Origin of the sequence: Polynucleobacter sp. es-GGE-1 (assembly GCF_018882005.1) — a bacterium.
Lineage (GTDB): Bacteria > Pseudomonadota > Gammaproteobacteria > Burkholderiales > Burkholderiaceae > Polynucleobacter.
Map to the genome: position 1 here is coordinate 20,737 of NZ_JACVPE010000009.1, position 23,974 is coordinate 44,710.

Genomic DNA, 23,974 nt, shown 5'->3' on the forward strand with positions numbered 1-23,974 from the left:
ATTCTAGCTTGCAGTTGGCCTTGGGATGGAGCAGAATTCGAGCATGAATCCCCATGAAATCAGCATTACGGTTAAGACCCAGTACCTTCCAGACCAATCTGACCCAGATAATCGCCAATTTGCCTTTGCCTATACGGTCATCATCCGCAATACGGGATCAGCCAGTATTCAGTTGATTGCCCGCCATTGGTTCATTACAGACGGGGACAACGACGTCCAAGAGGTGCGCGGTCTTGGGGTTGTTGGTCAGCAACCTTTATTGCGCTCCGGTGAGCATTTTGAGTACACCAGTTGGGCTACCCTGCCAACGCCCGCCGGAACGATGCGGGGCGAGTATTTTTGCGTAACCGAGGATGCGCAGTTTTTTCAGGCGCCCATCCCAGAATTTGCACTGGTAATGCCCCGCACCCTCCACTAAGCAAGGGACCTTGTTTTCTGGAGGCTTACTTTTTGCCTTTGCCAGTCCAAAGGACGATGAATAATAAAAGTCCTAAGGCAATAGCACCCTCAAGGACAAACAGTAGCATTGGGTATTCATCGAGTAAATTGGCAATCATGATTTCTAAAGTTAAATTGTTCCAGACAAGTGTATTCGCTATTGTTCTTGCCAGCTTGCTGGTTGCTTGTTCAACGCCTCCTACTCGAAGTACCGGATATCGATCCAGTGGGTCGGGTGTTGCACCATCCACCTATAGCTCATCCATTGCTAGTTTTAGCGCCGTCTCTTGGCAAGCCTTACCGGGTTGGCAGGAAGATGATATGGCGCTGGCATGGCCAGCTTGGCTCAAGAGCTGCGAGGCCTTGCGCAGACGCAGTGGCGAAATCAACTGGCGCCAAGTCTGCAGTCAAGCTAACGGTGTCTCGAGCAGCGATAGCCAAGCGATTCGTCGCTATTTTGAAAATTATTTTCAGGCTTATGAAATTCGCAATAGCTCTGGAAGTGAGACAGGCTTGATCACAGGTTATTACGAGCCAGTCATGAATGGTTCGCAAACGAGAACCGGTATTTACAGCGTGCCGCTCTATGCCTACCCCAATGCTTGGAAAAAATCTAAGCCAAATCCAGGACCATCGCGAGCAGAGTTAATGAGTTCAGGAATGCTGAAGGGATCTGAAATTGCATGGGTGCAAGATCCTGTTGCGGCTGCGTTTATGCAAATACAAGGCTCTGGAAAAATTCGCCTTGAGGATGGTCGCGTTCTGCGTTTAGGTTACGCGGGTACTAATGACCAACCCTTTAAATCTTTTGCACAATGGTTACTTGATCGCAGAGAAATTACACGCAGCGAGGCAACGATGCAGGGAATTTCACAATGGGCCAAGCGCAACCCAGAGCGTGTGAATGAAATGCTCAACGCTAATCCTCGGTTTGTCTTTTTCAAAGAGCTGCCAGGCAATGTAGAGGCTGATTTGGGCCCCAATGGTGCGCTAGGAGTACCTTTAACGAGTGAGCGGAGTGTTGCGATCGATCTTCAGGCAATGCCTTTAGGCGCGCCTGTATTCTTGGCCACCACCAAACCCTTAAGTAGCCAGCCCCTGCAAAAGCTGGTAATGGCGCAGGATACTGGCAAGGCAATTGTGGGCGGCGTCAGAGCTGATTACTATTGGGGATCGGGTGAGGCTGCCGGAGAAATGGCGGGGCGCATGAAACAAAATGGCAAGATGTGGTTATTGTTGCCGCGTTAATGAATGTCACATTAGAAAGAAAACTATGAGCTACAAAACTATTTTGACTGAGGTAGATGGCAAGGTTGCCACCATTACTTTGAATCGTCCTGAGGTACTCAATGCACTCAACGATCAACTAATGGATGAGCTTGGCGCTGCATTATTGAGTTTTGACGCGGATGACAATATTGCTTGCATCATCGTTACAGGTAGTGAAAAAGCTTTTGCTGCTGGCGCTGATATTGCATCAATGGCAAAGCGTAACTTGCAAGATGTCTATCGTCACAATTTTATTTCGCGTAACTGGGAGCATATGCAAAAAGTACGCAAGCCTGTAATTGCTGCGGTATCAGGCTATGCACTAGGTGGTGGTTGTGAACTGGCCATGATGTGCGACACCATCATGGCGGCCGATAACGCTAAGTTTGCTCAGCCAGAAATTAAATTAGGCATCATCCCAGGCGCTGGTGGTACACAACGTTTGCCACGTGCGATATCTAAAGCGAAGGCGATGGATCTTGCGTTGACAGGTCGCATGATGGATGCAGCAGAAGCTGAACGTTCAGGCTTGGTATCCCGCGTCTTTCCCAAAGCGGATTTATTAAAAGAGGTGAAAGCAATTGCTAAAGACATTGCTGATATGCCTTTATTGACCACAATGATGGTGAAAGAGGCAGTGAATACTGCTTACGAAACTACACTGTCACAAGGCATTCATTTTGAACGCCGTTTGTTCCATACTTGCTTCGGAACGAATGATCAAAAAGAAGGCATGGCAGCATTTATTGAAAAACGCCCTGCCAAATTTACGAATTCTTAACGATTCAATTGCTTAATTTTTTTCTAGGTAGCGTTGAGCTAGTTTGACCCAATAGCTCACACCTACTGGTATCAAAGCGTCATTGAAGTCATATGAAGGATTATGAAGATGGCACGGTCCCATGCCATGTCCTACTGAGCGATGATCACCATCGCCATTGCCTAAAAAAACGTAGCAACCAGGCTTATCTAGCAACATAAAAGCAAAATCCTCTGCACCCATGGTTGGGTCAATCGAGGTATTTACATTTTGCTTGCCAACTAACTCGCTCATCACCTCGCTGGCAAATACAACTTCCTTTTCATGATTGATTAATGGCGGATAGTTTCTTGAGAACTGAATTTCCGCCTGACAATCAAATGCAGCTGCGACCTGATGGGTGATATCTCGCAAGCGTTGCTCAATTAAATCTAAGACCTCAAGCGTAAAGGTGCGAACAGTGCCACCAATGAACGCACTATCTGGAATGACATTGCTGGTCTCGCCTGCATGAAATTGTGTGACTGAAAGCACGGCTGCGTCTACAGGTCGTTTATTACGGGTAATGATGCTCTGTAGGGCCAGCACTACTTGTGCACCCGTAAGCACGGGATCAGCGCTGTTGTGCGGCAAGGCGGCATGACCACCTTTGCCAGTAATAGTAATTTCAAAAGCATTACTCGATGCCATCATTGGGCCAGCAGTCACGCCAAAATGACCTTCAGCCAAACCGGGCCAATTGTGCAATCCAAATACAGCATCACACGGAAACTGCTCAAACAAGCCATCTTTAATCATTTCGCGAGCACCGGCACCACCCTCTTCGGCCGGCTGGAAAATAAAAATCACCGCACCTTTAAAGTCGCGATGATTCGATAAATATTGTGCTGCGCCCAAGAGCATGGCAGTGTGACCATCATGACCGCAGGCATGCATCTTTCCAGGATTGCGAGAGGTGTGCGCGAAGTTGTTGTGCTCCTGGAGTGGGAGTGCATCCATGTCTGCACGCAAACCAATCATCTTGCCTGCGCCTAAATCTCCATCTAGTCGTCCAACCACCCCGGTTTTGCCCATGCCACGAAAGACAGTAATGCCCCAGCTTGATAAAGCTTCTGCAACAAGATCGGCTGTGCGGTTTTCTTCGAAACGCAATTCAGGATGAGCATGAATATTGCGACGAATATCTTGGATTGCTTCTGTGGATGCGACGATTTCAGGAAGTAAATGCATGCCTTTATCTTATCTGAAAGTGGCTCTAGGCGCACCCTAGCTGGGCTTAATAGGGCGATTACTGATAGCTATGAATGTATTTATGCATTGGGTAGTTGAATGTGCTGTGCAGCAAATTCGAGCGCTTCTACAGAGTAGGGGCTGTTATCAGGCTTTTGAATTGCAGCGGGCAATTCAGGGATCAGCCCTAAAAAAGGAGCATCTATCTTAGATTGCAGCGATTCGATATTTTCAGTGAGTAAATGCATTTTTTGAGAAAGGGTATTCGCAACCCAGCCAACAATTTTTAAGTGGCGTGCCTTGATTGCTTCTATGGTGAGTAAAGCATGATTCATGCAGCCTAATTGCATGCCTACAACCAGAATGACCGGTAAATTGATTCGCTCTGCGAAGTTTCCCAAATCTTCATGATCATTTAGTGGGGTTAAAAAGCCACCAGCTCCTTCCACCACCATACAGTCGCTTTGCTTCTGAATCTCACTGTAAGCTCTCATCATTGTGTCAAGCTCAAGCTGAATATTTTTAGATTTGGCAACTAAGTGGGGTGCTGCTGGAGTATCTAAAACATAAGGACATAGAGTTAGTTGACCTGGGGCTAAATTTGAAGCGATACGTAAAGTCTCTACATCTTCATTGAGCCATTGACCTTCATTGCTTTGATAGGTACCAGCAACCACAGGCTTAAAGCCAAGAACATGTTTACCTTGCTTACGCAATTTGAGAATCAAGGCGCCGCTGACTAGCGTTTTGCCAACTTCAGTATCCGTGCCGGTAATAAAGAACCCAGGATGTAGATTCATCAGAAACTCTTTTCAATCACTTGTTGTTCGATTGACTGTAGTGTGTTGATCAGAGCGCGCAGATCATCTTCGCTATGGTTTGCAGAAAATGTAATACGCAAGCGTGCGCTGCCTACGGGAACGGTGGGCGGCCTAATTGCCGGAATCCAATAGCCTGCATCATCTAATAACTGAGCCGCTAATAAAGCATTGGCATTGCTACCAAGAATCAGTGGCTGAATGGGTGTGCTTGAAGAAATCTTTTTCCATGCTGAGAAATGCATTTCTTTTTGCCAGATATCAATCAGTTTATCTAAGTGAGTGCGGCGTTCTTTGCCTTCGTCTGTTTCAATGATCTCTAGGCTTTTGAGAAGTGCATGGGCAATCGCAGGGGGCGTAGCTGTGCTGTAGATATATGGACGACCCTTTTGAATCAGCCACTCGATAAAAGAGTCTTGTGCGCAGATAAAAGCACCACTGACGCCAGCAGCCTTGCCTAGTGTGCCGATATAGATGATGCGATCTGAGCAAATATTCTTTTGCTCCAAAATACCATGACCCTGTTTACCTAGCACTCCAAATCCATGAGCATCATCTACCATCAAGAGGGCATCGTATTGCTCAGCAATAGCTAGCAGTTCTGTGACAGGCGCGAGATCACCATCCATGCTGAACACGCCATCAGTCACAATCAATTTAAAAGGCCTAGTGTCCTTTTTGAGTGCGTCAATTAAAGAGTCTAGTTGTGTGTGATCAAACAGCGTCACTACAGCGTTGGTTTGTGCGCTCGCTAAGCGAACACCATCAATCAAAGAAGCATGATTGAGTTTTGCTGAATAAATACTGGCATTACCCGGAGAAGCAAGCCTTACCAAGCCAGTAATAGCTGTGAGGTTTGCAAGATAGCCGGTACTAAAAAATAATGTACGCGGCTTAGGAAGGTGGTGGCTCTGAAATGCAGCGAGTCTTTTTTCTAGTAGCTCATGGGCAATGCTATGGCCACTGATGAGGTGGGAGGCACCACTTCCTACGCCGTATTTTTGAGCGCCCTCAGACCATGCATTGGCAATCTCAGGGTGGTTTGCAAGACCAAGATAGTCATTACTACAAAAGGCTTTCAGTTCTCGTTCTTCTATCAATACTTTGGAATCGCAAGGGGATGAAGTAATACGCAGCTTGCGCTTAAGTAATTGCAGATCTAAATCTGCAATTTGCTCTTCTGCTAATTTGAGCGCATTAAAAGATTTAGACATTTACAACCTGATTGAGTGCACGTTGTACTGACTGACCCATTTGCTCAGTTTCTTGCGCAGACAAAATATAGGGAGGCATTACATAAACGGTATTACCAATTGGTCTTATCAAAATACCTTCATTCAAACTCTTTGCAAACATCTCGCGAGGAAAAGCATTGGCATTTGTGAGTTTAGAAGCTTTGACATCAAACGCCAAGATCATCCCTTGTTGGCGCCAATGCTCAATGCGGGTATCTGATTTAGCCCAAGCAAATGCATTGGCTAAATCTTGTGAGTGAATGATATTTTTTTCAAGAACTTGTTCTGTTTCAAAGAGCTCGAGACTGGCTAGCGCTGCTGCGCAAGCCAGTGGGTTACCAGTGTAAGAATGCGAATGTAAGAATCCATTCTTGGTTTGATCGTTGTAAAAGGCGCGATAAATTTTATCGGTAGTCATACAAAGCGACAGGGGTAAATACCCTCCGCTAATTCCTTTGGAGAGCGTTAAAAAGTCAGGCCAAATTCCAGCATGTTCGCAGGCAAAGAACTTTCCGCTGCGACCGCATCCTACCGCGATCTCGTCCGCAATTAGGTGGACTTGATAGCGTTCACATAAATCTTTAATGAGCCGTAGATATTCGGGGGAATACATCGCCATTTGGCCAGCACATTGCACGAGCGGTTCAATAATGATTGCGGCAATCTGTTCATGCTCTTTTGCAAATAATTGCTCGAGCTCATTCGCCGCCTGTCTTGCAACATCCTCTGCGCTTTCACCATTTTTTGCTTTACGCACATCGGGTGAGCTTACTGTGTAGACATCCTGCAAAAGCGATCCGTAAGCCTCTCGGAAAATCGCAACATCGGTAACCGCAAGTGCACCAAGCGTTTCTCCGTGATAGCCATTTTCAAGACAAACAAACTTTTTCTTTTGTGGTTTGCCATTGAGTTGCCAAAAGTGGTGACTCATCTTTAATGCAATCTCCACTGCGGAAGCGCCATCAGATGCGTAGAAGACGTGACCTAAATTCCCTTTGGTCAGTACTGCTAGTTTTTCAGATAACTCTATTACTGGAGGGTGTGTGAAGCCGGCAAGCATGACATGCTCAATCTTTTCTAATTGTCTAGTGATGGCTTGAATGATGTGAGGGTTCGAGTGTCCAAAGAGATTGGTCCACCATGAGCTGATGCAATCGAGTAGGGCATTTCCATGTTCGTCATAAAGCCAGGCCCCTTTGCCTTTAGTGATCGCCACCAGCGGAAAAGATTCATGGTGTTTCATCTGGGTGCAGGGGTGCCAAACAGCAGCTAGGCTGCGATCTACTAAGCTGGTTTGATTTAAATCAGAAATAACCTTCATGTTTGATATTTGACCACTAGTTTTTCCTAATTCAGGCTTGTATCTGTTATGTTTATGCCTTGGATTGACCTATTTTCTGGAATTTACCGATGCAGTACGCTCAAACCGTAGAAAAACCCCTGACCCAAGTCAAATCGAAGGCTGATTTGCGAAAAGAGCTTGATGTATCTGGTAAGTGGTCGGTTGCTCAGGTTGAGGCCCTATTTGCCTTGTCTTTCAATGAGTTAATGCTTAAGGCCCTAGAGACCCATAAAGCTTATTTCCCTGAGGGTGATGTGGAGTTAGCCACTTTGCTGTCGATTAAGACTGGTGGCTGCCCAGAGGATTGTGCATATTGCCCCCAAGCTGCTCGCTATGACACTGATGTGAAGGCTGAAAAGCTTATGGGTCTAGAGGAGGTTTTAGAGGCGGCTAAGGCGGCTAAGGCGGCTGGTTCGAACCGTTTCTGTATGGGCGCTGCTTGGCGCGAACCCAAAGATCGTGACATTGAAAAAGTGACCGCCATGATTAAGGGGGTTAAGGCTTTGGGTCTTGAGACTTGCGCCACCTTAGGCATGTTGGAGGCTGAGCAAGCCCAGGCCCTGTCAGATGCGGGCTTAGATTTTTATAACCACAATCTTGATACGAGTGAAGATTTTTATCGCTCCGTGATTTCTACCCGCGACTATCAAGATCGCTTAGATACGATTTCTCATGTTCGTTCAGCAGGCATGTCCGTTTGTTGTGGCGGCATTGTGGGGATGGGCGAATCCCGTGAACAGCGTGCCGCATTTTTGACCCGTTTAGCTAACTTGAGCCCTTATCCCGAGTCAGTGCCAATCAATCATTTAGTGCCAGTTGCAGGTACACCATTGGCGGATCAAAAGCCTCTAGACCCCCTTGAATTTGTCAGAACAATTGCAGTTGCCCGCATCACGATGCCTCAGGCACGCGTGCGTTTATCTGCTGGTCGACAAGAGCTTGGCAGGGCTGTTCAGGCTATGTGTTTCTTAGCAGGCGCTAATTCCATTTTCTATGGTGAGCAACTACTCACTACCGCTAATCCTGAGGCTGAGCAAGACCGTGCGCTTTTGGCTGAGCTGGGCCTCAAGACCAAGCAAAGCTGTAAAGCCGAGGTTTTAGTTTAAGTTTATGGCCATGACCTCGCCCATTGATAAGCTGATTATTGAGTTTGATACCGCCTTGCGATCTGTCTTTGGTGGGGCAAATGCTGGGCGACCAACACCAGGGTCAGCATTGACTCCAAGCCATTCTTTGGATGCAGCGGAACGTAAACATGCTGCAGGTCTCATGCGCGTCAATCACGTTGGCGAGGTGTGCGCGCAGGCGCTCTATCAATCACAAAAATTAGTTGCCAGAAATCCGCAAATTCAAGAGATGTTCAATCATTCCGCTCAAGAAGAAATGGACCACTTGGCATGGTGCGAAACTCGCCTGCAAGAGCTTGGTTCGCATACCAGTTATCTCAATCCATTATGGTACGCAGGATCCTTTGCAATCGGCTTGGCAGCTGGCTTAGCGGGTGATCAATGGAGTCTAGGTTTTGTGGTTGAAACAGAAAAGCAAGTTGAAAATCATCTTCAGAGTCATCTTGAAAAATTACCACCAGAAGATCACCGCTCACGCGCGATTGTTGATCAAATGCGGATCGATGAAATTGAGCACGGACAAGCTGCCTTGCATGCTGGCGGAGTAAGCTTGCCTGAGCCAGTTCATAAAATGATGCAGGCCGTATCTAAAGTGATGACTACAACCGCTTACAAAATTTAAGTTGCCTGATAGCGGCACTGAAGTGCTTGAAAATATTTTTTTTGATTTATTTTTTACAGATACTGTTTATAAAAACAGTATCTTTATCCATTATCTAGCTCTATAGCTAAGATGTATTCTTAAGTATATTTTCCAAGCCGTTGTTTCAAGTAGCTATTTTATTATCACCATTTTATGAACATACGACGCTAAGTGATTGTAAACACTAGAGAAATTCCCAAAAAATAGCCAAAAACACTTGACCCCCCTATTGCAATCCTCTAAAGTGGGAGGAAGTGTGAAAAAGTGGGGTAAATGGTGTTTCAAGGTGCGTCAGCTCTCAATTTAGATGCAAAAGGTCGGATGTCGATTCCGGCAAAGCATCGTGACGCCCTAATGGTGCAGGGTGACGGCCGTGTCACGCTCACAAAACACCCCGATGGCTGCCTTCTTTTGTTCCCAAGACCAGAGTGGGAGGGCTTCAGAGCTAGGGTTGCGCAACTGCCCATGGACGCTCATTGGTGGCGCAGAATTTTTCTTGGCAATGCTGCTGAGATTGATCTTGATAGCGCAGGTCGTGTTTTGGTCAGTCCAGAATTACGTGCTGCCGCAGGAATCGAAAAAGAAGTGATCTTGCTCGGTATGGGCAGTCACTTGGAATTGTGGGACGCAGCTACATACGCCGCAAAAGAACAGGCTGCGATTGCGCAAGGTATGCCTGAAGCGCTCAAGCAATTTAATTTTTGATGACAGGGTGCTATGAACATAACTCATCGCCCAGTGTTACTGGCCGAGGCGGTGACGGCGCTAGTCAATGGTCCGCTCATTCAGAATCAAAGTGCAACACAAAACATGCTAGTCATCGATGGAACGTTTGGGCGCGGCGGTCATACGCAGGCACTGCTCAATCAATTACCAGCCTCAGCTCACATGATTTCATTCGACAAGGATTTGGATGCGATTGCCGTAGCACAACAAATCAACGATCCACGCTTAAGGATCGTACACGACAGTTTTGCGCAGATGGATCAGTACGCAGTACCAGAATCGGTCGATGGAATTTTGTTAGATCTGGGGATCAGTTCGCCCCAAGTGGACGAAGCGCATCGGGGATTTTCTTTTCGGCGCGAAGGTCCACTCGATATGCGGATGAACACCAATCAAGGTTTGACGGCTGCAGAGTGGTTAGAGCAAGCACCGCAGGAGGAAATCACGCACGTGATTAAGACTTACGGGGAAGAGCGTTTTGCATTTCAAATCGCAAAGGCGATTGTGGCTAAGCGAGAAGAGGGCTTGTCGCCGCAAACGACTACGCAATTAGCAAGTCTCGTTGCAGGTGTAGTGCGTACCCGCGAGGCTGGACAAGATCCTGCCACTAGAACTTTCCAGGCTTTACGTATCTTTATCAATCGTGAGTTAGAAGATTTGGAGTTAGGCCTAAAGGCGGCTCTGAAATTATTGAAGCCAGGCGCAAGGCTTGCAGTGATTAGTTTTCACTCATTAGAAGATCGCATTGTTAAACAATTTTTACAGGCCCATGCAAAAGTAGAAATACCTCGTGGGTTACCGGTGCGTGAAAAAGATTTACCCCAAAGTGTGATTGAGATTATTGGACGCATAAAGCCCAGTGATGAAGAGGTTGCGGAAAATCCGCGCGCTCGCTCAGCCATTATGCGAGTAGCAGAAAAGCGATTTGGGGCATTCGTATGAATCGCGCAACCTTGACCTTATTAGCTTTATTGTTGCTTTGCGCATTATCTTTGGTCGCCGCGCAGCAACGTGCTCGTCAATTATTTATCGCCCAAGAACGTGCTCAAATTGAAGAGCGTAAGTTGAATCAAGAGTGGTTGCGTTTGGAATACGAGCAGCGCAATCTTTCAAAATCCGCGCGTATACGAAGCGTAGCGCGTAATCAATTGCATATGGCACCGATTTCTCCTGAACGTACTTTGTACATCAAGGAGGCCCCATGAGAACGGTTGGATTTTCAACGACACCAAACCTAGTATTGCGTCTGCCAATGTGGCGATCGCGCTTGATGCTATTCCTTTTGTTTTTTGTCTTCATGTTGCTGTTGCTGCGCGCGTTCTGGATTCAAGGTCCGGGTAATGCCTTTTATGAGGCAAAGGGCGTGAGAGGTACACAGCGTGAGTTAGAGTTGCCAGCTAGTCGCGGAAAGATCTTGGATCGCAATGGGCAGGTGATTGCAACTAGCCTTGAAGCAAAATCGGTGATTGCATACAACGATACTGTGCCAGATGACTTAGCTGCGGATAAGGTAAAAAAACTGGCTGGCTTATTGCAAATTAGCGAAGCTGAATTGCGTAAAAAGCTAAAAGATGATCGCAAGCAAGTCTTCTTAAAGCGTCAAGTCGATCCAGAAATTGCGCTACAGATTAAGCAACTAGAAATTCCAGGCATTGGTCTGAATAATGAATATCGACGCTTTTATCCTGAAGGTGAGGCAATGGCTCACGTTGTGGGATTTACTAACGTTGAGGATAAGGGTCAAGAAGGTATGGAGCTCTCTAGAGAAAGAGAGCTTGCGGCTCATCCCGGTCAAAGACGTGTAGTAATAGATCGCCTAGGACGTGTAGTAGAGGACATCGCTATTGAGCAGTTGCCGCAGAATGGTAAAGATTTGCAATTATCGATCGATAGCAAAATTCAATATCTTGCTTATAACGCGGTAAAGAGTGCAGTAGAGCAACATCATGCAAAGGCGGGTGGTGCCGTTGTTCTAGATACGCAGACCGGTGAAATCCTGGCTTTGGCAAATTACCCAAGCTACAACCCAAATGATCGTCGGAATTTAAGTGGCGAGCAACTGCGTAATCGGGTGCTGACAGATACTTTTGAGCCTGGCTCAACAATGAAACCTTTGACGATTTCCATTGCTCTAGAAAAGGGAGTAGTTAAACCAAATACTAATATGGTGATTGGTGCAAAGTATCTGGTTGGACCTAAGCCAATTACAGATTCACACCCTTTTGCTAACTTAACTGTTTCCCAAGTAATTCAGAAGTCAAGCAATATTGGCACTGCAAAGATCGCATTGAATAATCTCTCCGCAGAAGAGATGTGGGATTTTTATACATCAGTAGGTTTAGGACAAGCGCCAAAAATTGGTTTCCCAGGCGCTGTTGCTGGCACAGTGCATCCCTTTAAAAAATGGGTGCCCACTGATCAGGCACGTATCGCTTTTGGATACGGTATTTCTGCTTCGCTCTTTCAAGTTGCGCGTGCTTATACGATATTTGCGCGCGATGGTGAGTTGATTCCACTAACCATCGAGCGTAGTCCGGGGGTGAAAAATGGTACGCAAGTGCTTTCAGCAAAAACTGCCATTGAAATGCGGGAAATGATGGAAACGGTAACTGAGACTGGCGGCACAGCTGTCAAGGCGCAGACTGAAGGTTATCGGGTTGGCGGTAAGACAGGCACAGCGCATAAGCTTGTTGGCAAGGGGTACGGAAATTCTTATCGTGCTTACTTTGCTGGACTTGCCCCTATTAGCGCACCGAGGATTGTTGTGGCGGTCATGATTGATGAGCCTACTGGTGGTAGCCACTACGGTGGAGATGTGGCAGCCCCTGTTTTTTCTACGATTGTTGGTGAAACATTGAGGGCTTTAAATGTTGCGCCTGATACAAGACCAAATCTAATGGCATTAGATGATAAGAGCCCTACAGAGGTTCGTACTGCTAATGTACAGACACAGCATGTGGTTCTGAAAAGATGACGGTGGCATTGAATATGAAACCCAATCATTTGATTGACCACTTGCACACCCTAGCAAATTCTTCAGCAAAGGTGAGCGCGGATAGTCGTCAGATTGAATCTGGCGATATCTTTTTTGCATACCCTGTTGGCCACGGAAACGCCTTGCGTGATGGGCGCCAATTTATTAATACTGCTTTACAAAAAGGCGCAGCAGCAGTCGTATTTGATTCTGTTGGCGCTGACGCTGATTATTTGGATCATCCCCAATGTATTGCGATTGAAAATCTTGCAGAGAAAGTAGGTAAGTTTTGCGCCCAATGGTATGGCGAGCCAAGCAAGCAATTACAAGTGATCGGTGTTACGGGTACTAACGGTAAGACCAGTATTACTCAGTGGTTAGCTAACGCATTGGATCAACCGAATCACCGTACAGCAGTACTGGGCACCTTGGGAACGGGTTTTCCAGGTTCGCTGGAGAAGACTGGATACACAACCCCAGACGCGCCAAAGCTACAGACTCAGTTAAAGCAGTTATTAGATGCTGGTGCTAAACAAGTGGCAATGGAAGTGTCATCTCATGCATTGCAACAGGAGCGCGTTGCAGGAACTACATTTCATTGCGCAGTATTTACCAACTTAAGCCAAGATCATCTCGACTACCACGGAAGTATGACTAACTATGCTGAAGCAAAAGCAAAGTTATTTAGTCAGCCTGGTTTAGAGCATGCCGTCGTAAATTTAGATGATCCTTTTGGTCGTGAACTGGCGATGAATCTGTTGGCTAGGGATGAACTGAGAGTTTGGGCTTACGCTTTAAATCTATCAGCTTTCAAAGGCTTTGAAAAATTTGGTGATCGTCTACAACGTATTTATGCAGTAGACAGTGTCTTAAATGGCTTTGGATATGATTCTGTTTTCACATACGAAGGTGTGGGTAAAAATTCTCTCCATATTCCTCTGCTTGGCGAGTTTAATTTAAGCAATGCGCTGGCAGTATGGACAACGCTATTGACGCAAGGCCTCACTCGGGATGAAGCAAGTAAATGTGTCGGTCAATTGCAGTCGGTCATCGGGCGCATGGAGCTCATCTCATTAGGTAAGAGTCAAAAGTCCGAAGGTCCTTTGGCGGTTGTGGATTACGCACATACGCCGGATGCTTTGCAGAAGGCTCTGCAGGCATTGCTCCCGATTGCTCAGCAACGCGGTGGCAAGTTATGGTGTGTATTTGGTTGCGGTGGTGATCGCGATAGTGGCAAACGTTCTCAAATGGGTACCGTTGTTGCTAACATTGCCGATCAAATCATCATTACCAGTGATAATCCGCGCTCTGAAGATCCTGAGGCGATTATGGAGATGATTCGTCAAGGAATTCACTCGTCTAGTGCAAATGTGCAGGTGATTGCAGATCGTGCAGTAGCAATCATGGCCGCTATTCGACATGCAGATATAAAGGATGTGGTGCTGGTTGCCGGCAAAGGTCATGAGACTTCGCAAGAGATTAAAGGCAAGCGTTTTGATTTTTCTGATCAAGAGCATATTCGTCTGGCTGCCGGAGGTCTAGTCTGATGATGACGACATTAGCCCAAGTACACACTATGTTGCCAGGAAGTAGATTGCTGAATGTTTCTGATGAGGCTGCAAGAGTTATTGCGCTATCGAGGGTTGGCACAGATAGCCGTCAAATTGATGCTGGTGAGCTATTTATTGCTTTGTCAGGCGAGCGGTTTGATGCCCATGATTTTTTAGTCGATGTTGCAAAGTCTGGTGCTGGAGCTGCACTAGTGAGCAGCGCAGAGAAGTGCCCAGGAAATTTACCGGCAGTTTGTGTTGCGGATACACGCATTAGTTTGGGTGATTTAGCGAAAGCTTGGCGCGCAAATCATGAGATTCCATTAGCCTTGGTTACCGGTAGCAATGGTAAGACTACGGTTAAAGAGATGATTGCCTCTATATTTAAAGTGGCAGCCGGCGAGACTCATACCTTAGTCACGAAAGGTAATCTCAATAATGAGATTGGCTTGCCCTTGACCTTGTTGAAGCTGCGTTCGACAGATCGCCTTGCAGTAGTGGAGTTGGGTATGAATCATCCCGGCGAAACGGCACAACTAGCGGCGATTGCTCAAGCGAATATTGCCCTCATTAATAATGCCCAACGCGAGCATCAAGAATTTATGGCAACGGTTGCTGCGGTTGCTGAGGAGCATGCCGATGTGATCCGCGCTTTACCTAAAGATGGTATTGCTGTGTTTCCCGCAGACTCCGAGTTCACTTCGGTATGGCGTGTAGCTGCGGGCGCAAGAAAGGTGATTGATTTCGCTTTGTTGTCTGCTCAAGCAGGCACGAATGCTTCAGTAAGAGGTCGTTTATTAAACAATGGTCTCGTAGAAGTGATTACCGATATGGGATCAGTTGAAATTCAGCTGAATACTCTTGGTAGCCACAATGTACGTAATGCTTTGGCTGCAAGTGCTGTAGCTTTGGCTGCTGGACTTAGTCTTGAAAAAATCAAGAAAGGCTTGGAGGCTTTTGCGCCCGTGAATGGACGGATGCAGCCTAAAAAGATTCATCCAAATTACACATTGATTGATGATAGCTACAACGCTAATCCAGATTCAGTGCGGGCTGCCATTGATGCGTTAAAGCAGTCTGGAAATATTGCTTGGTTGATTCTGGGTGACATGGGGGAGGTTGGTCATCAGGGCCCTGAGTTTCATCGTGAAGTAGGTGCTTATGCAGCTGAGCAGGGAGTTGCTCAGTTATTTGCTCTTGGTGAGCAATGCCAGTTTGCGATTCAAGGTTTTGATGACGTCGTAAAAACTAACCCAGCATCAAAAGCCATACATTTTTCTAATATGGATAGTTTGATTGCTCAATTAAGAGATGCATTGCATGCACAGAACGCAGGCAGTAATCAGCATCTCAATATTTTGGTTAAGGGTTCCCGTTTTATGCGCATGGAACGTGTAGTGCAAGCCTTGTTAGAGGAGGCTAAGACATGTTCATAATTTTGGCGCAATGGTTACAAGAGGATTTCGGCTTCTTCCGAGTAATTAATTACATCACCTTTAGAGCGGTAATGGCGACCGTTACTGCATTGTTAATTGGCTTGGCTGCAGGTCCCTGGGTGATTCGGAAGTTAACTGCATTGAAGATGGGTCAGGCCGTGCGTACGGATGGTCCAGAAACCCATTTAGTGAAATCGGGAACGCCAACAATGGGGGGAGTATTAATTCTCATTGGTATTTTTGTCTCTTGCATGCTCTGGGCTGATCTCAGTAATCGCTTTATATGGATTGTGATGATCGTGACTTTTGGTTTTGGGGCTGTGGGCTGGGTGGATGACTATCGCAAGGTCGCACGCAAAGATCCTAAGGGCATGGCATCAAGAGAAAAGTTTTTCTGGCAAACCTTGATTGGTTTGTTTGCAGCGATTTACCTAGCGTTCTCAGTGTCTGAGGTGAATAACCTCAAGGTATTGCAATTGTTTTATGAGTGGCTCAAAAGTGGCTTTGCTTTAGATCTCCCAGCCAAAACGAATTTGCTAATACCTTTTATGAAAGAAGTGAGTTATCCCTTGGGCATGATGGGCTTCATCATCTTAAGTTATCTCGTCATTGTCGGCAGTAGTAATGCCGTCAATTTGACTGATGGCCTTGATGGCTTAGTAATCATGCCAGTGATTTTGGTAGGCGCTGCATTGGGTGCTTTTGCCTATGTGATGGGTAATGCTATCTATGCCAAATATCTATTGTTTCCGTATATTCCAGGTGCTGGTGAGTTATTGATCTTTTGTGGCGCCATGGGCGGAGCAGGTCTAGCTTTCCTTTGGTACAACGCGCATCCAGCGCAAGTATTTATGGGTGATGTGGGTGCCTTAGCTCTCGGTGGCGCGCTTGGAACAATTGCAGTGATTGTGCGTCAAGAAATTGTTCTCTTTGTAATGGGCGGCATTTTTGTGGCTGAAACACTTTCAGTGATGTTGCAAGTCTTTTGGTTCAAGCTGACAAAAAAACATTTTGGTGAGGGTCGTCGTATCTTCCGGATGGCGCCTTTACATCACCATTTTGAATTAGGCGGTTGGAAAGAAACACAAGTGGTGGTTCGTTTTTGGATTATCACGATCCTCTTGGTATTAATTGGTTTATCAAGTTTGAAATTACGGTGAACCACAGAGTAAATATGCTGACTATAGAAAATACTTTCGCTAATCCCACTGCCGTAGCTGATGCTAGCTACGTAGCCCCACATCGCTTTTTGATTTTGGGTCTAGGCGAGTCTGGCGTTGCCATGGCAAAGTGGTGCTTGCGTAATGGTGCAGTAGTGCACTTAGTTGATACACGCGATCGTTCCCAGTTATCTGAGCGTCAGCTAGCATGGCTTGCCGAGCTTGAGTTGGCCGGATTACAAGCCTCTCAGTTTGGTCCTCTCAGCGATGAACTGCTGACGGATATTGATGTGATTGGTATTAGCCCCGGACTTTCGCCCTTACAAGAGCCAACAGAATCATTTTTGGTCAAAGCACGTAAAGCAAGAGTAGATGTTTGGAGTGAAATTGAATTTTTTGCCCGCGCAATCGCTGCCATATCACGCATGGCATTGGATAAGCAATCTAGCTATACAGCTTCAGTGTTGGCTATTACGGGCACTAATGGCAAAACAACTACAACTGCGTTAACTGGCCAGCTCTGTGAGCGCGCTGGTAAGAGAGTAGCGGTTGCTGGCAATATCAGTCCTGCAGCACTTGATAAGCTCATGACATGTTTGAATGGTGCTGATCAGATTGAGGATTTGCCAGACGTTTGGGTATTGGAGCTTTCAAGCTTCCAATTGGTTTACACCTATTCTTTAAATGCTACTGCGGCAACCGTTCTGAATATTACCCAAGATCATTTAGATTGGCACGGGGATATGGGCGCCTATGCAGAGGCTAAAGCCAAAATATTTGGCTCTGACACGATATGTATCTTGAATCGCGATGACCCATCGGTGATGGGTTTGTTGACTGATGAGCAAAAAGTAGAAAAAGCGCTGGTCACTTTTGGTTCGAATCGCCCTGACGAACAAGGTGCATTTGGCATTGAGCACGATTTGCGCGCTGGTGGCATTGATTGGTTGGTATGGGCTGAGGTCGATGAAGATTTTGATCCCAAACCGAAGCGTCGTCGCAAGTCCGCAATGGTTCAAGAAGATCAGCCATTGCGTTTGAGGCGTTTGATTCCTGCAGATGCATTGCGCATTCGGGGTCGTCATAATACTTTGAATGCGCTTGCTGCCCTAGCATTAGCACGCGCAGCTAATTTACCGATGAATGTATTACTCCATGGTTTGCGCGATTACCATGGCGAGCCGCACCGTGTACAAAGTATCGCAATTGTGAATGATGTTGAGTATGTGGATGATAGTAAGGGCACTAACGTTGGCGCTACAGTCGCCGCTTTAAATGGCTTGGGTAGTAACGAAGCCGGTAAAAGAATTTGGCTCATTGCAGGGGGCGATGGCAAGGGTCAGGACTTTAGCCCATTGCGTGAACCTGCATTACGTTTTGTTAAGGGTGTTTTCTTAATTGGTAAAGATGGTGAAAAGATTGCCCAAGCAATCGGTGGCGATGTCTCTTTTACCAATAGTGGTAATTTAGCAGCGGCCGTGCAAGCGGCTGCAGCAAAGGCGGTCTCAGGTGATTTAGTTTTACTATCGCCAGCATGTGCGAGCCTCGATCAGTTCCGAGACTATAAGGAGCGGGCACAGGTATTTGCATCAGAGGTTGAAGAATTGGGAATGCGTTTTGAAGGGGTTCAGGTATGAACTTTAGAGAAAAACTATCCCCTGAAAACCGTCTTGGCTTAGATCGCTTTTGGAATTTTTCTAGGGGCGGTATTGATAATTTCCGAACTGGCTTAAGAGATGCAGTCTCTGGCGTAGAGCAAACTCGTTCACGCATGATGGAATATGACCAATTATTGGTGTGGGCAGTGTTATCGCTCATGCTGATTGGTTTAGTCATGGTTTATTCGGCATCGATTACTTTGGCTGATGGTCCTAAATATGCCAACTACAGTAGTAACTATTTTTTGATTCGCCATTTGATCTCATTGGCTATCGCTGTTGTTATTGGCATTACAGTTTTTAAGATACCGACTAAGGTTTGGGATCGCTATTCACCGGTCATTTTTGGTTTTACCGTTCTATTACTGATTTTGGTTTTGATTCCTGGCATCGGTAAGGGGGTGAATGGTGCAAGGCGCTGGATATCCTTAGGCGTGATGAATTTCCAGCCATCTGAATTAATGAAATTTGCTGCGGTGATCTTTGCAGCAAGTTATACGGTTCAGCGACAAGAGTATCTACATTCTTTTTCTAAAGGAATGCTGCCAATGGGTATTGCAGTTGCGCTGGTTGGCGGACTCTTAATGAAAGAGCCAGATATGGGCGCCTTTGTAGTGGTTGCCATCATTGCTTTCGGTATTTTGTTTTTAGGTGGCATCAACGCAAAATTATTTGGGGGTTTGATTCTGGTCGGCTTGATGAGTGGTGCAGCCATGATTGCGCTCTCACCATTCCGGCGTGGTCGTATGTTGGCATTTATGGATCCGTGGCAAGTGGATAACGCTGCTAATAAGGGCTATCAATTGACGCATTCGCTGATGGCTTTTGGTCGAGGTGAATGGTTTGGTACTGGTCTAGGCGGAAGCGTGGAAAAACTTCACTATCTTCCGGAAGCGCATACCGACTTCATCATGGCGGTGATTGGTGAAGAACTCGGCTTTGTCGGTGTTGTCGTGATGATTTTCTTGTTCTACTGGATTGTGCGTAGAGCCTTCATCATTGGCCGTACTGCTTTGCAGTTAGATCGAAGCTTTGCAGGCTTAGCAGCAAAAGGAGTTGCCATCTGGATTGGTTGGCAGGCATTTATCAATATGGGTGTGAACTTGGGTTTACTCCCTACAAAAGGCTTAACTCTGCCATTAGTGAGTTATGGTGGATCTGGAATTTTGATGAATGCAGTGGCGATTGCGATGCTATTGCGAATTGATTACGAGAATCGCATTCTGATGCGCGGAGGGAAGCTGTGACTAAACCCTCAATATTAGTCATGGCTGGCGGTACTGGTGGGCATATCTTCCCAGGACTTGCCGTGGCTGAATATTTGCGGATATGTGGTTGGAATGTGTCGTGGTTGGGTAATCAAAGTGGCATGGAGTATCGGCTCGTGAAGTCTTGTGACTTTCCGTTTGAAGCAGTTGAGTTTGGCGGTTTGCGTGGTAAGGGCTTGAGGGCCAAGCTCATGTTGCCGATCAATTTGATACGAGCATGCTTTCAGAGTTGGAAGATCATGCGCCGTTTAAAGCCAAGCGTTGTTTTGGGGATGGGTGGATACATTACTTTCCCGGGTGGCTTGGTGACAAAATTCTTGAAGCGCCCATTGGTGCTACATGAATCAAACTCTGTAGCGGGAAGCGCTAATCGTGCGCTGACAAAAATTGCCATGCGTACCTTAACAGGCTTTCCTAACACCATGGAAAAAGCAGAGTGGGTTGGTAATCCTATTCGTGAAGAATTTGACCACATACAAAAACCAGATCTACGTTATCAGCAACGCCAAGGCCCCTTATCCCTTTTAGTTGTTGGGGGTAGTTTGGGGGCAGCAGCGCTAAATGAAAATATTCCAGCTGCGTTAGCGTTGATACCAAAAGATGCTCGACCAACAGTGATCCACCAAGCGGGTGATAAGCATTTAGTTGATTTACAAAAACGTTATGCGGAGTGTGGCGTTAAGGCTGATATTCGTCCGTTCATTGACGATATGCCAACTGCGTATGCACAGGCGGATTTAGTGATTTGTCGATCTGGTGCAATGACAGTTTCAGAGTTGGCAGCATGCGGTGTGGCTTCTTGCTTGATTCCCTTCCCCTATGCGATTGATGATCATCAAACCGCTAATGCCAAATTTTTATCAGATGCTCATGCAGCAGTCCTGTTACCTCAGCAATATCTCAATCCTCAGGATTTGGCTTTGATGATTCAAAACTTCAATCGTGATGATCTTCAAGAAATGGCCATGCGTGCTCATGCATTGGCTAAGCCACATGCAACCCAGCGCGTAGCCGAAGTGTGTGCTGATTGTGCGGGGGTAGGCGTATGAAACATATCGTTCAACAAATTCATTTCATTGGTATTGGCGGCGCAGGTATGAGCGGTATCGCCGAAGTACTTTTGAATTTAGGCTATCAAGTCTCGGGCTCTGATTTGGCCGACAGCGTTACAACAAAGCGCTTAAAAGACTTGGGCGCGTTGATTCATATTGGGCATGACCCAAAAAATGTAGGTACTGCAGAAGCGGTGGTTATTTCTACGGCAGTAGCTGGGAATAATCCTGAGGTATTGGCTGCACGCGCAGCGAAAATTCCTGTGATCCAGCGTGCTGTGATGTTAGGTGAGTTAATGCGTTTGAAGCAAGGTATTGCGATTGCTGGCACGCATGGCAAGACAACGACAACAAGTTTAGTAGCCTCTGTACTGGCTGAGGGCGGCCTGGATCCAACCTTTGTGATTGGTGGCAAGCTGAATTCTGCTGGTGCCAATGCCCGTTTAGGCCAGGGTGATTTCATTGTCGTTGAAGCAGATGAATCCGATGCTTCGTTCTTGCAACTATTCCCCGCAATGGAAGTGGTGACCAATATTGATGCTGATCATATGGACACCTATCAGCACGATATGGCGAGATTGAAACAAGCTTTCGTGCAATTTATCCAGCGGATGCCTTTTTATGGCGTAGCTGTTTTATGTATTGATGATGCAAATGTACGCGACATCATTCCTTTTGTTTCGCAGCCTGTATTACGCTATGGCCTCTCAGAGGATGCAGACATTCGTGCAAGCAATATTCGTGCTGATGGCACCAGCATGCACTTTACGGTTGAGCGTCGTACTGTTCGGCGTCATGGCAACAAACCTGGACCACTCAATGTGACGCTGAATTTGCCTGGCTTGCATAACGTGCGAAATGCGCTTGCGGCAATTGGTATTGCTACTGAATTGGGTGTTGGCGATGAAGCGATCACAAAAGCACTATCTGAATTTGGTGGTGTTGGTCGACGTTTCCAGCGTTATGGTGAGCTTCCACTTGCCTCTGGAGGTAGTTTTACTTTGATCGATGACTATGGTCATCACCCGGTAGAGATGGCTGCTACTTTAGCCGCAGCACGTGGCGCATTTCCAGGTCGTCGCTTAGTTCTCGCATTCCAGCCACATCGCTTTACAAGAACACGGGATTGTTTTGGTGAATTTGTACAAGTAATTCGAAATTTTGATGCTTTGGTATTAACCGAGGTTTATCCCGCTGGAGAGGCAAAGATTCCAGGCGCAGATGGTAAGAGTTTGATGAAAGCTACTTTAGCTGAAGAGAAAAATTCGAAAGCACCACTCAATTCTTCCGCAGTGGTATTTGCATCCAATGTTGCTGAGATGCCAGAAAAGTTAAGTCAAGTTTTAAAAGATGGGGATGTATTAATTACGATGGGTGCAGGTTCAATTTCTGCTTTGCCTCACACCTTATCGGGGACAAAAAATGTCTGAGCATATTCTCAGCGCATGGGGCGGCCGCGTTAAATCACGGCTAGCAAGCTTAGATGTGAAGTCTCTCGGTCGAGTAGGGGTTTTGCTTGGTGGTCGCTCCGGTGAGCGTGAAATTTCTTTGTTGTCTGGCAATGGTGTGCTGCAAGCCCTTCTATCTAAGGGAGTTGATGCCCATGGCTTTGACCCAGGATTGCGCAATCCGACAGAATTAGTTTCTGAGAAATTTGATCGTATTTTTATTTCCTTGCATGGTCGATATGGTGAGGATGGAACTATTCAAGGCTTGCTAGATCTAATTGATTTACCTTATACCGGCAGCGGTGTTTTAGCATCGGCCTTAGCAATTGACAAGATTGTCACCAAGCAAGTGTGGATTAGCAATGGGCTCGCTACTCCTGAATTTGAAGAGTTAACCGCCAATAGTGATTGGAATGCAGTAGTGAAGCATCTTGGTTTACCTTTGATTGTGAAGCCTGCTCATGAAGGATCTTCGCTGGGTTTAACCAAGGTGAAATCCGTCGATGAGTTGCCGGCTGCTTATCAATTGGCTGCAGGACTGGACAAGAAGGTTATTGCAGAAACATGCATCATTGGTGATGAGTTGACTTGCCCCTTAGTTGGTCAGGGTAGCAATGCCGAAGCTTTGCCCGTAATCAAAATTATTCCGCCGCAAGCCAATTACGATTTCCATAACAAATATTTTTCAGATGAAACGCAGTATCTATGCCCCACTGGACTTGCTTCAGAAGTAAACGAGCGAGTTCAAGCGCTGGCTTTGGCTGCCTATAAAGCACTCGGTTGCCGTACCTGGGGTCGCGCCGATGTGATGTTAGATCAAAAAACCGGTAAACCTTATTTGCTTGAGATGAACACCTCTCCGGGCATGACTTCCCATTCTTTGGTGCCAATGGCTGCAAAAGCTGCCGGCATTGAGTATGCAGATTTAGTTCTTTGGTTACTCAGTCAAACCTTAGAACAAAAAGAGGGTGCCCTTGCATGAGTAATTTCATGGACCGGTTCGGTGAAATTTTCGGCATGTTGATATCACCACTCTGGAATCATCCAGATCGGATGCAAAAGCTCAGTCGTTTCTTAATGAGTTGCTTCGTATTAATGATGGTGCTAGGGGCCTTGGTGTGGCTTAGTAAGCGCCCCGTATTTGCGCTAAAGCAAATTCAGATTGAACCAGTTGCTGGTCAAACACTAAAACACATTAATAAAGCCATTGTGAAGCGGCAGGTTTATGAAACTGTGCAGGGAAACTTCTTTAGTGTGCGTCTTGAGGAAGTAAAGCGCGGCTTTGAAAGTATGCCGTGGGTACGCCATGCCAATGTGCGCCGAGTTTGGCCTAACGGTTTGATTGTGAGTATTGAAGAACAGAAACCATTTGGTACATGGGGCGGTTCCGATAGTCATGTGCTAATTAACAATCACGGAGAAATTTTTGCTGGTCGCATTTCTGAGATTAGTGATGACATTCGATTGGTCGATTTCTATGGTCCGGATGATGCGAGTAAGGAAGTGATGAGTCTTTATGAGCGATCCAATAACTGGTTTAAACCTTGGGGTGCTGAGGTTGTCAGTCTTGCCTTGACTGAGCGCTATGCCTGGCATATCAAGCTATCCAACGGTATGAGAGTTGAATTTGGGCGTGATGAAGAGAATTCAGACAAAACATTAACGGAAGAGCGCATTGCGCGCCTCTTTAAATATTGGCCACAAGTGCAAGAAAAGTGGGCTAACCGAATTGATGCCGTGGATTTACGTTATCCGAATGGTTTTGCAGTTCATCTGGCGTCTGCAAGTGTGAAAAAAAATGATGTTGATGGCAAGAAAAGCGAGTTGAAGCAATGAAGGA

The 23,974-nt window shown here is 46.3% G+C and carries 22 protein-coding genes; 18 read left to right on the forward strand and 4 right to left on the reverse strand.

What is annotated here, in order from left to right:
• Positions 1 to 43: 43 nt before the first annotated feature.
• The 3 genes from apaG to ICN35_RS07875 all read left to right on the forward strand — a co-directional run bounded on the left by apaG (position 44) and on the right by ICN35_RS07875 (position 2,488).
• Complete coding sequence (apaG, locus tag ICN35_RS07865; RefSeq protein ID WP_215296174.1) at positions 44 to 418, forward strand: Co2+/Mg2+ efflux protein ApaG; 375 nt, start codon at positions 44 to 46, stop codon at positions 416 to 418.
• Between the two features lie 137 nt (positions 419 to 555).
• On the forward strand, positions 556 to 1,686 hold the full coding sequence (locus tag ICN35_RS07870) for a murein transglycosylase A (protein WP_216126210.1): 1,131 nt from the start codon (positions 556 to 558) through the stop codon (positions 1,684 to 1,686).
• A 25-nt stretch (positions 1,687 to 1,711) separates the two neighbouring features.
• Positions 1,712 to 2,488: an enoyl-CoA hydratase gene (locus tag ICN35_RS07875; RefSeq protein WP_215296176.1), complete on the forward strand. Its 777-nt coding sequence runs from the start codon at positions 1,712 to 1,714 to the stop codon at positions 2,486 to 2,488.
• A gap of 12 nt (positions 2,489 to 2,500) precedes the next feature.
• Here the strand turns inward: ICN35_RS07875 and ICN35_RS07880 are convergent, their stop codons facing one another.
• From ICN35_RS07880 to bioA, 4 genes are all read right to left on the reverse strand, one after another.
• Positions 2,501 to 3,697, reverse strand: a complete 1,197-nt coding sequence (locus ICN35_RS07880) for a M20 aminoacylase family protein (RefSeq protein WP_216126212.1) — start codon at positions 3,695 to 3,697, stop codon at positions 2,501 to 2,503.
• 80 nt (positions 3,698 to 3,777) lie between these two features.
• The gene (bioD, locus tag ICN35_RS07885; protein ID WP_216126215.1) at positions 3,778 to 4,497 is read right to left on the reverse strand and encodes a dethiobiotin synthase; all 720 of its coding nucleotides are present in this window, start codon (positions 4,495 to 4,497) and stop codon (positions 3,778 to 3,780) included.
• Positions 4,497 to 5,729 (reverse strand): 8-amino-7-oxononanoate synthase, encoded by a 1,233-nt coding sequence (locus ICN35_RS07890; protein ID WP_216126218.1) that lies wholly within the window; start codon positions 5,727 to 5,729, stop codon positions 4,497 to 4,499. The genes bioD and ICN35_RS07890 overlap by 1 nt, the downstream gene beginning before the upstream one ends.
• Positions 5,722 to 7,071, reverse strand: coding sequence for an adenosylmethionine--8-amino-7-oxononanoate transaminase (bioA, locus tag ICN35_RS07895; RefSeq protein WP_216126220.1), 1,350 nt, complete (start codon positions 7,069 to 7,071; stop codon positions 5,722 to 5,724). Before bioA ends, ICN35_RS07890 begins: the two co-directional genes overlap by 8 nt.
• An 89-nt stretch (positions 7,072 to 7,160) precedes the next feature.
• Here bioA and bioB point away from each other — a divergent pair, with 89 nt between their 5' ends.
• The 15 genes from bioB to ICN35_RS07970 all read left to right on the forward strand — a co-directional run bounded on the left by bioB (position 7,161) and on the right by ICN35_RS07970 (position 23,970).
• A complete protein-coding gene (gene bioB / locus ICN35_RS07900) occupies positions 7,161 to 8,198 on the forward strand; it encodes a biotin synthase BioB (protein ID WP_216126229.1) in 1,038 nt (345 codons plus the stop codon).
• A 10-nt stretch (positions 8,199 to 8,208) separates the two neighbouring features.
• The gene (coq7, locus tag ICN35_RS07905) at positions 8,209 to 8,841 is read left to right on the forward strand and encodes a 2-polyprenyl-3-methyl-6-methoxy-1,4-benzoquinone monooxygenase (protein ID WP_216126241.1); all 633 of its coding nucleotides are present in this window, start codon (positions 8,209 to 8,211) and stop codon (positions 8,839 to 8,841) included.
• A 297-nt stretch (positions 8,842 to 9,138) separates the two neighbouring features.
• Positions 9,139 to 9,567: a division/cell wall cluster transcriptional repressor MraZ gene (gene mraZ, locus ICN35_RS07910; protein WP_215297238.1), complete on the forward strand. Its 429-nt coding sequence runs from the start codon at positions 9,139 to 9,141 to the stop codon at positions 9,565 to 9,567.
• A 12-nt stretch (positions 9,568 to 9,579) separates the two neighbouring features.
• Positions 9,580 to 10,530 carry a 16S rRNA (cytosine(1402)-N(4))-methyltransferase RsmH gene (rsmH, locus tag ICN35_RS07915; RefSeq protein ID WP_216126243.1) on the forward strand — a complete coding sequence of 317 codons (951 nt, stop codon included), beginning with the start codon at positions 9,580 to 9,582 and terminating at the stop codon, positions 10,528 to 10,530.
• Complete coding sequence (gene ftsL, locus ICN35_RS07920) at positions 10,527 to 10,793, forward strand: cell division protein FtsL (RefSeq protein ID WP_215296187.1); 267 nt, start codon at positions 10,527 to 10,529, stop codon at positions 10,791 to 10,793. Before rsmH ends, ftsL begins: the two co-directional genes overlap by 4 nt.
• Positions 10,790 to 12,562 carry a penicillin-binding protein 2 gene (locus tag ICN35_RS07925; protein WP_216126253.1) on the forward strand — a complete coding sequence of 591 codons (1,773 nt, stop codon included), beginning with the start codon at positions 10,790 to 10,792 and terminating at the stop codon, positions 12,560 to 12,562. Before ftsL ends, ICN35_RS07925 begins: the two co-directional genes overlap by 4 nt.
• A gap of 14 nt (positions 12,563 to 12,576) precedes the next feature.
• Positions 12,577 to 14,109, forward strand: a complete 1,533-nt coding sequence (locus ICN35_RS07930) for a UDP-N-acetylmuramoyl-L-alanyl-D-glutamate--2,6-diaminopimelate ligase (RefSeq protein ID WP_255535766.1) — start codon at positions 12,577 to 12,579, stop codon at positions 14,107 to 14,109.
• Positions 14,106 to 15,548 (forward strand): UDP-N-acetylmuramoyl-tripeptide--D-alanyl-D-alanine ligase, encoded by a 1,443-nt coding sequence (murF, locus tag ICN35_RS07935; protein ID WP_370625678.1) that lies wholly within the window; start codon positions 14,106 to 14,108, stop codon positions 15,546 to 15,548. Before ICN35_RS07930 ends, murF begins: the two co-directional genes overlap by 4 nt.
• Positions 15,539 to 16,708, forward strand: a complete 1,170-nt coding sequence (gene mraY / locus ICN35_RS07940; protein ID WP_215319530.1) for a phospho-N-acetylmuramoyl-pentapeptide-transferase — start codon at positions 15,539 to 15,541, stop codon at positions 16,706 to 16,708. The genes murF and mraY overlap by 10 nt, the downstream gene beginning before the upstream one ends.
• A gap of 14 nt (positions 16,709 to 16,722) precedes the next feature.
• On the forward strand, positions 16,723 to 18,345 hold the full coding sequence (gene murD, locus ICN35_RS07945; RefSeq protein ID WP_216126260.1) for a UDP-N-acetylmuramoyl-L-alanine--D-glutamate ligase: 1,623 nt from the start codon (positions 16,723 to 16,725) through the stop codon (positions 18,343 to 18,345).
• On the forward strand, positions 18,342 to 19,613 hold the full coding sequence (ftsW, locus tag ICN35_RS07950; RefSeq protein ID WP_216126262.1) for a putative lipid II flippase FtsW: 1,272 nt from the start codon (positions 18,342 to 18,344) through the stop codon (positions 19,611 to 19,613). The genes murD and ftsW overlap by 4 nt, the downstream gene beginning before the upstream one ends.
• On the forward strand, positions 19,610 to 20,683 hold the full coding sequence (murG, locus tag ICN35_RS07955) for an undecaprenyldiphospho-muramoylpentapeptide beta-N-acetylglucosaminyltransferase (RefSeq protein WP_370625672.1): 1,074 nt from the start codon (positions 19,610 to 19,612) through the stop codon (positions 20,681 to 20,683). The genes ftsW and murG overlap by 4 nt, the downstream gene beginning before the upstream one ends.
• Positions 20,680 to 22,116: a UDP-N-acetylmuramate--L-alanine ligase gene (gene murC, locus ICN35_RS07960; protein WP_216126264.1), complete on the forward strand. Its 1,437-nt coding sequence runs from the start codon at positions 20,680 to 20,682 to the stop codon at positions 22,114 to 22,116. The genes murG and murC overlap by 4 nt, the downstream gene beginning before the upstream one ends.
• Entirely contained in the window at positions 22,109 to 23,116 is a 1,008-nt protein-coding gene (locus ICN35_RS07965) for a D-alanine--D-alanine ligase (protein ID WP_216126266.1), read from the forward strand. The genes murC and ICN35_RS07965 overlap by 8 nt, the downstream gene beginning before the upstream one ends.
• A complete protein-coding gene (locus ICN35_RS07970) occupies positions 23,113 to 23,970 on the forward strand; it encodes a cell division protein FtsQ/DivIB (protein ID WP_216126268.1) in 858 nt (285 codons plus the stop codon). The genes ICN35_RS07965 and ICN35_RS07970 overlap by 4 nt, the downstream gene beginning before the upstream one ends.
• Positions 23,971 to 23,974: the final 4 nt, after the last annotated feature.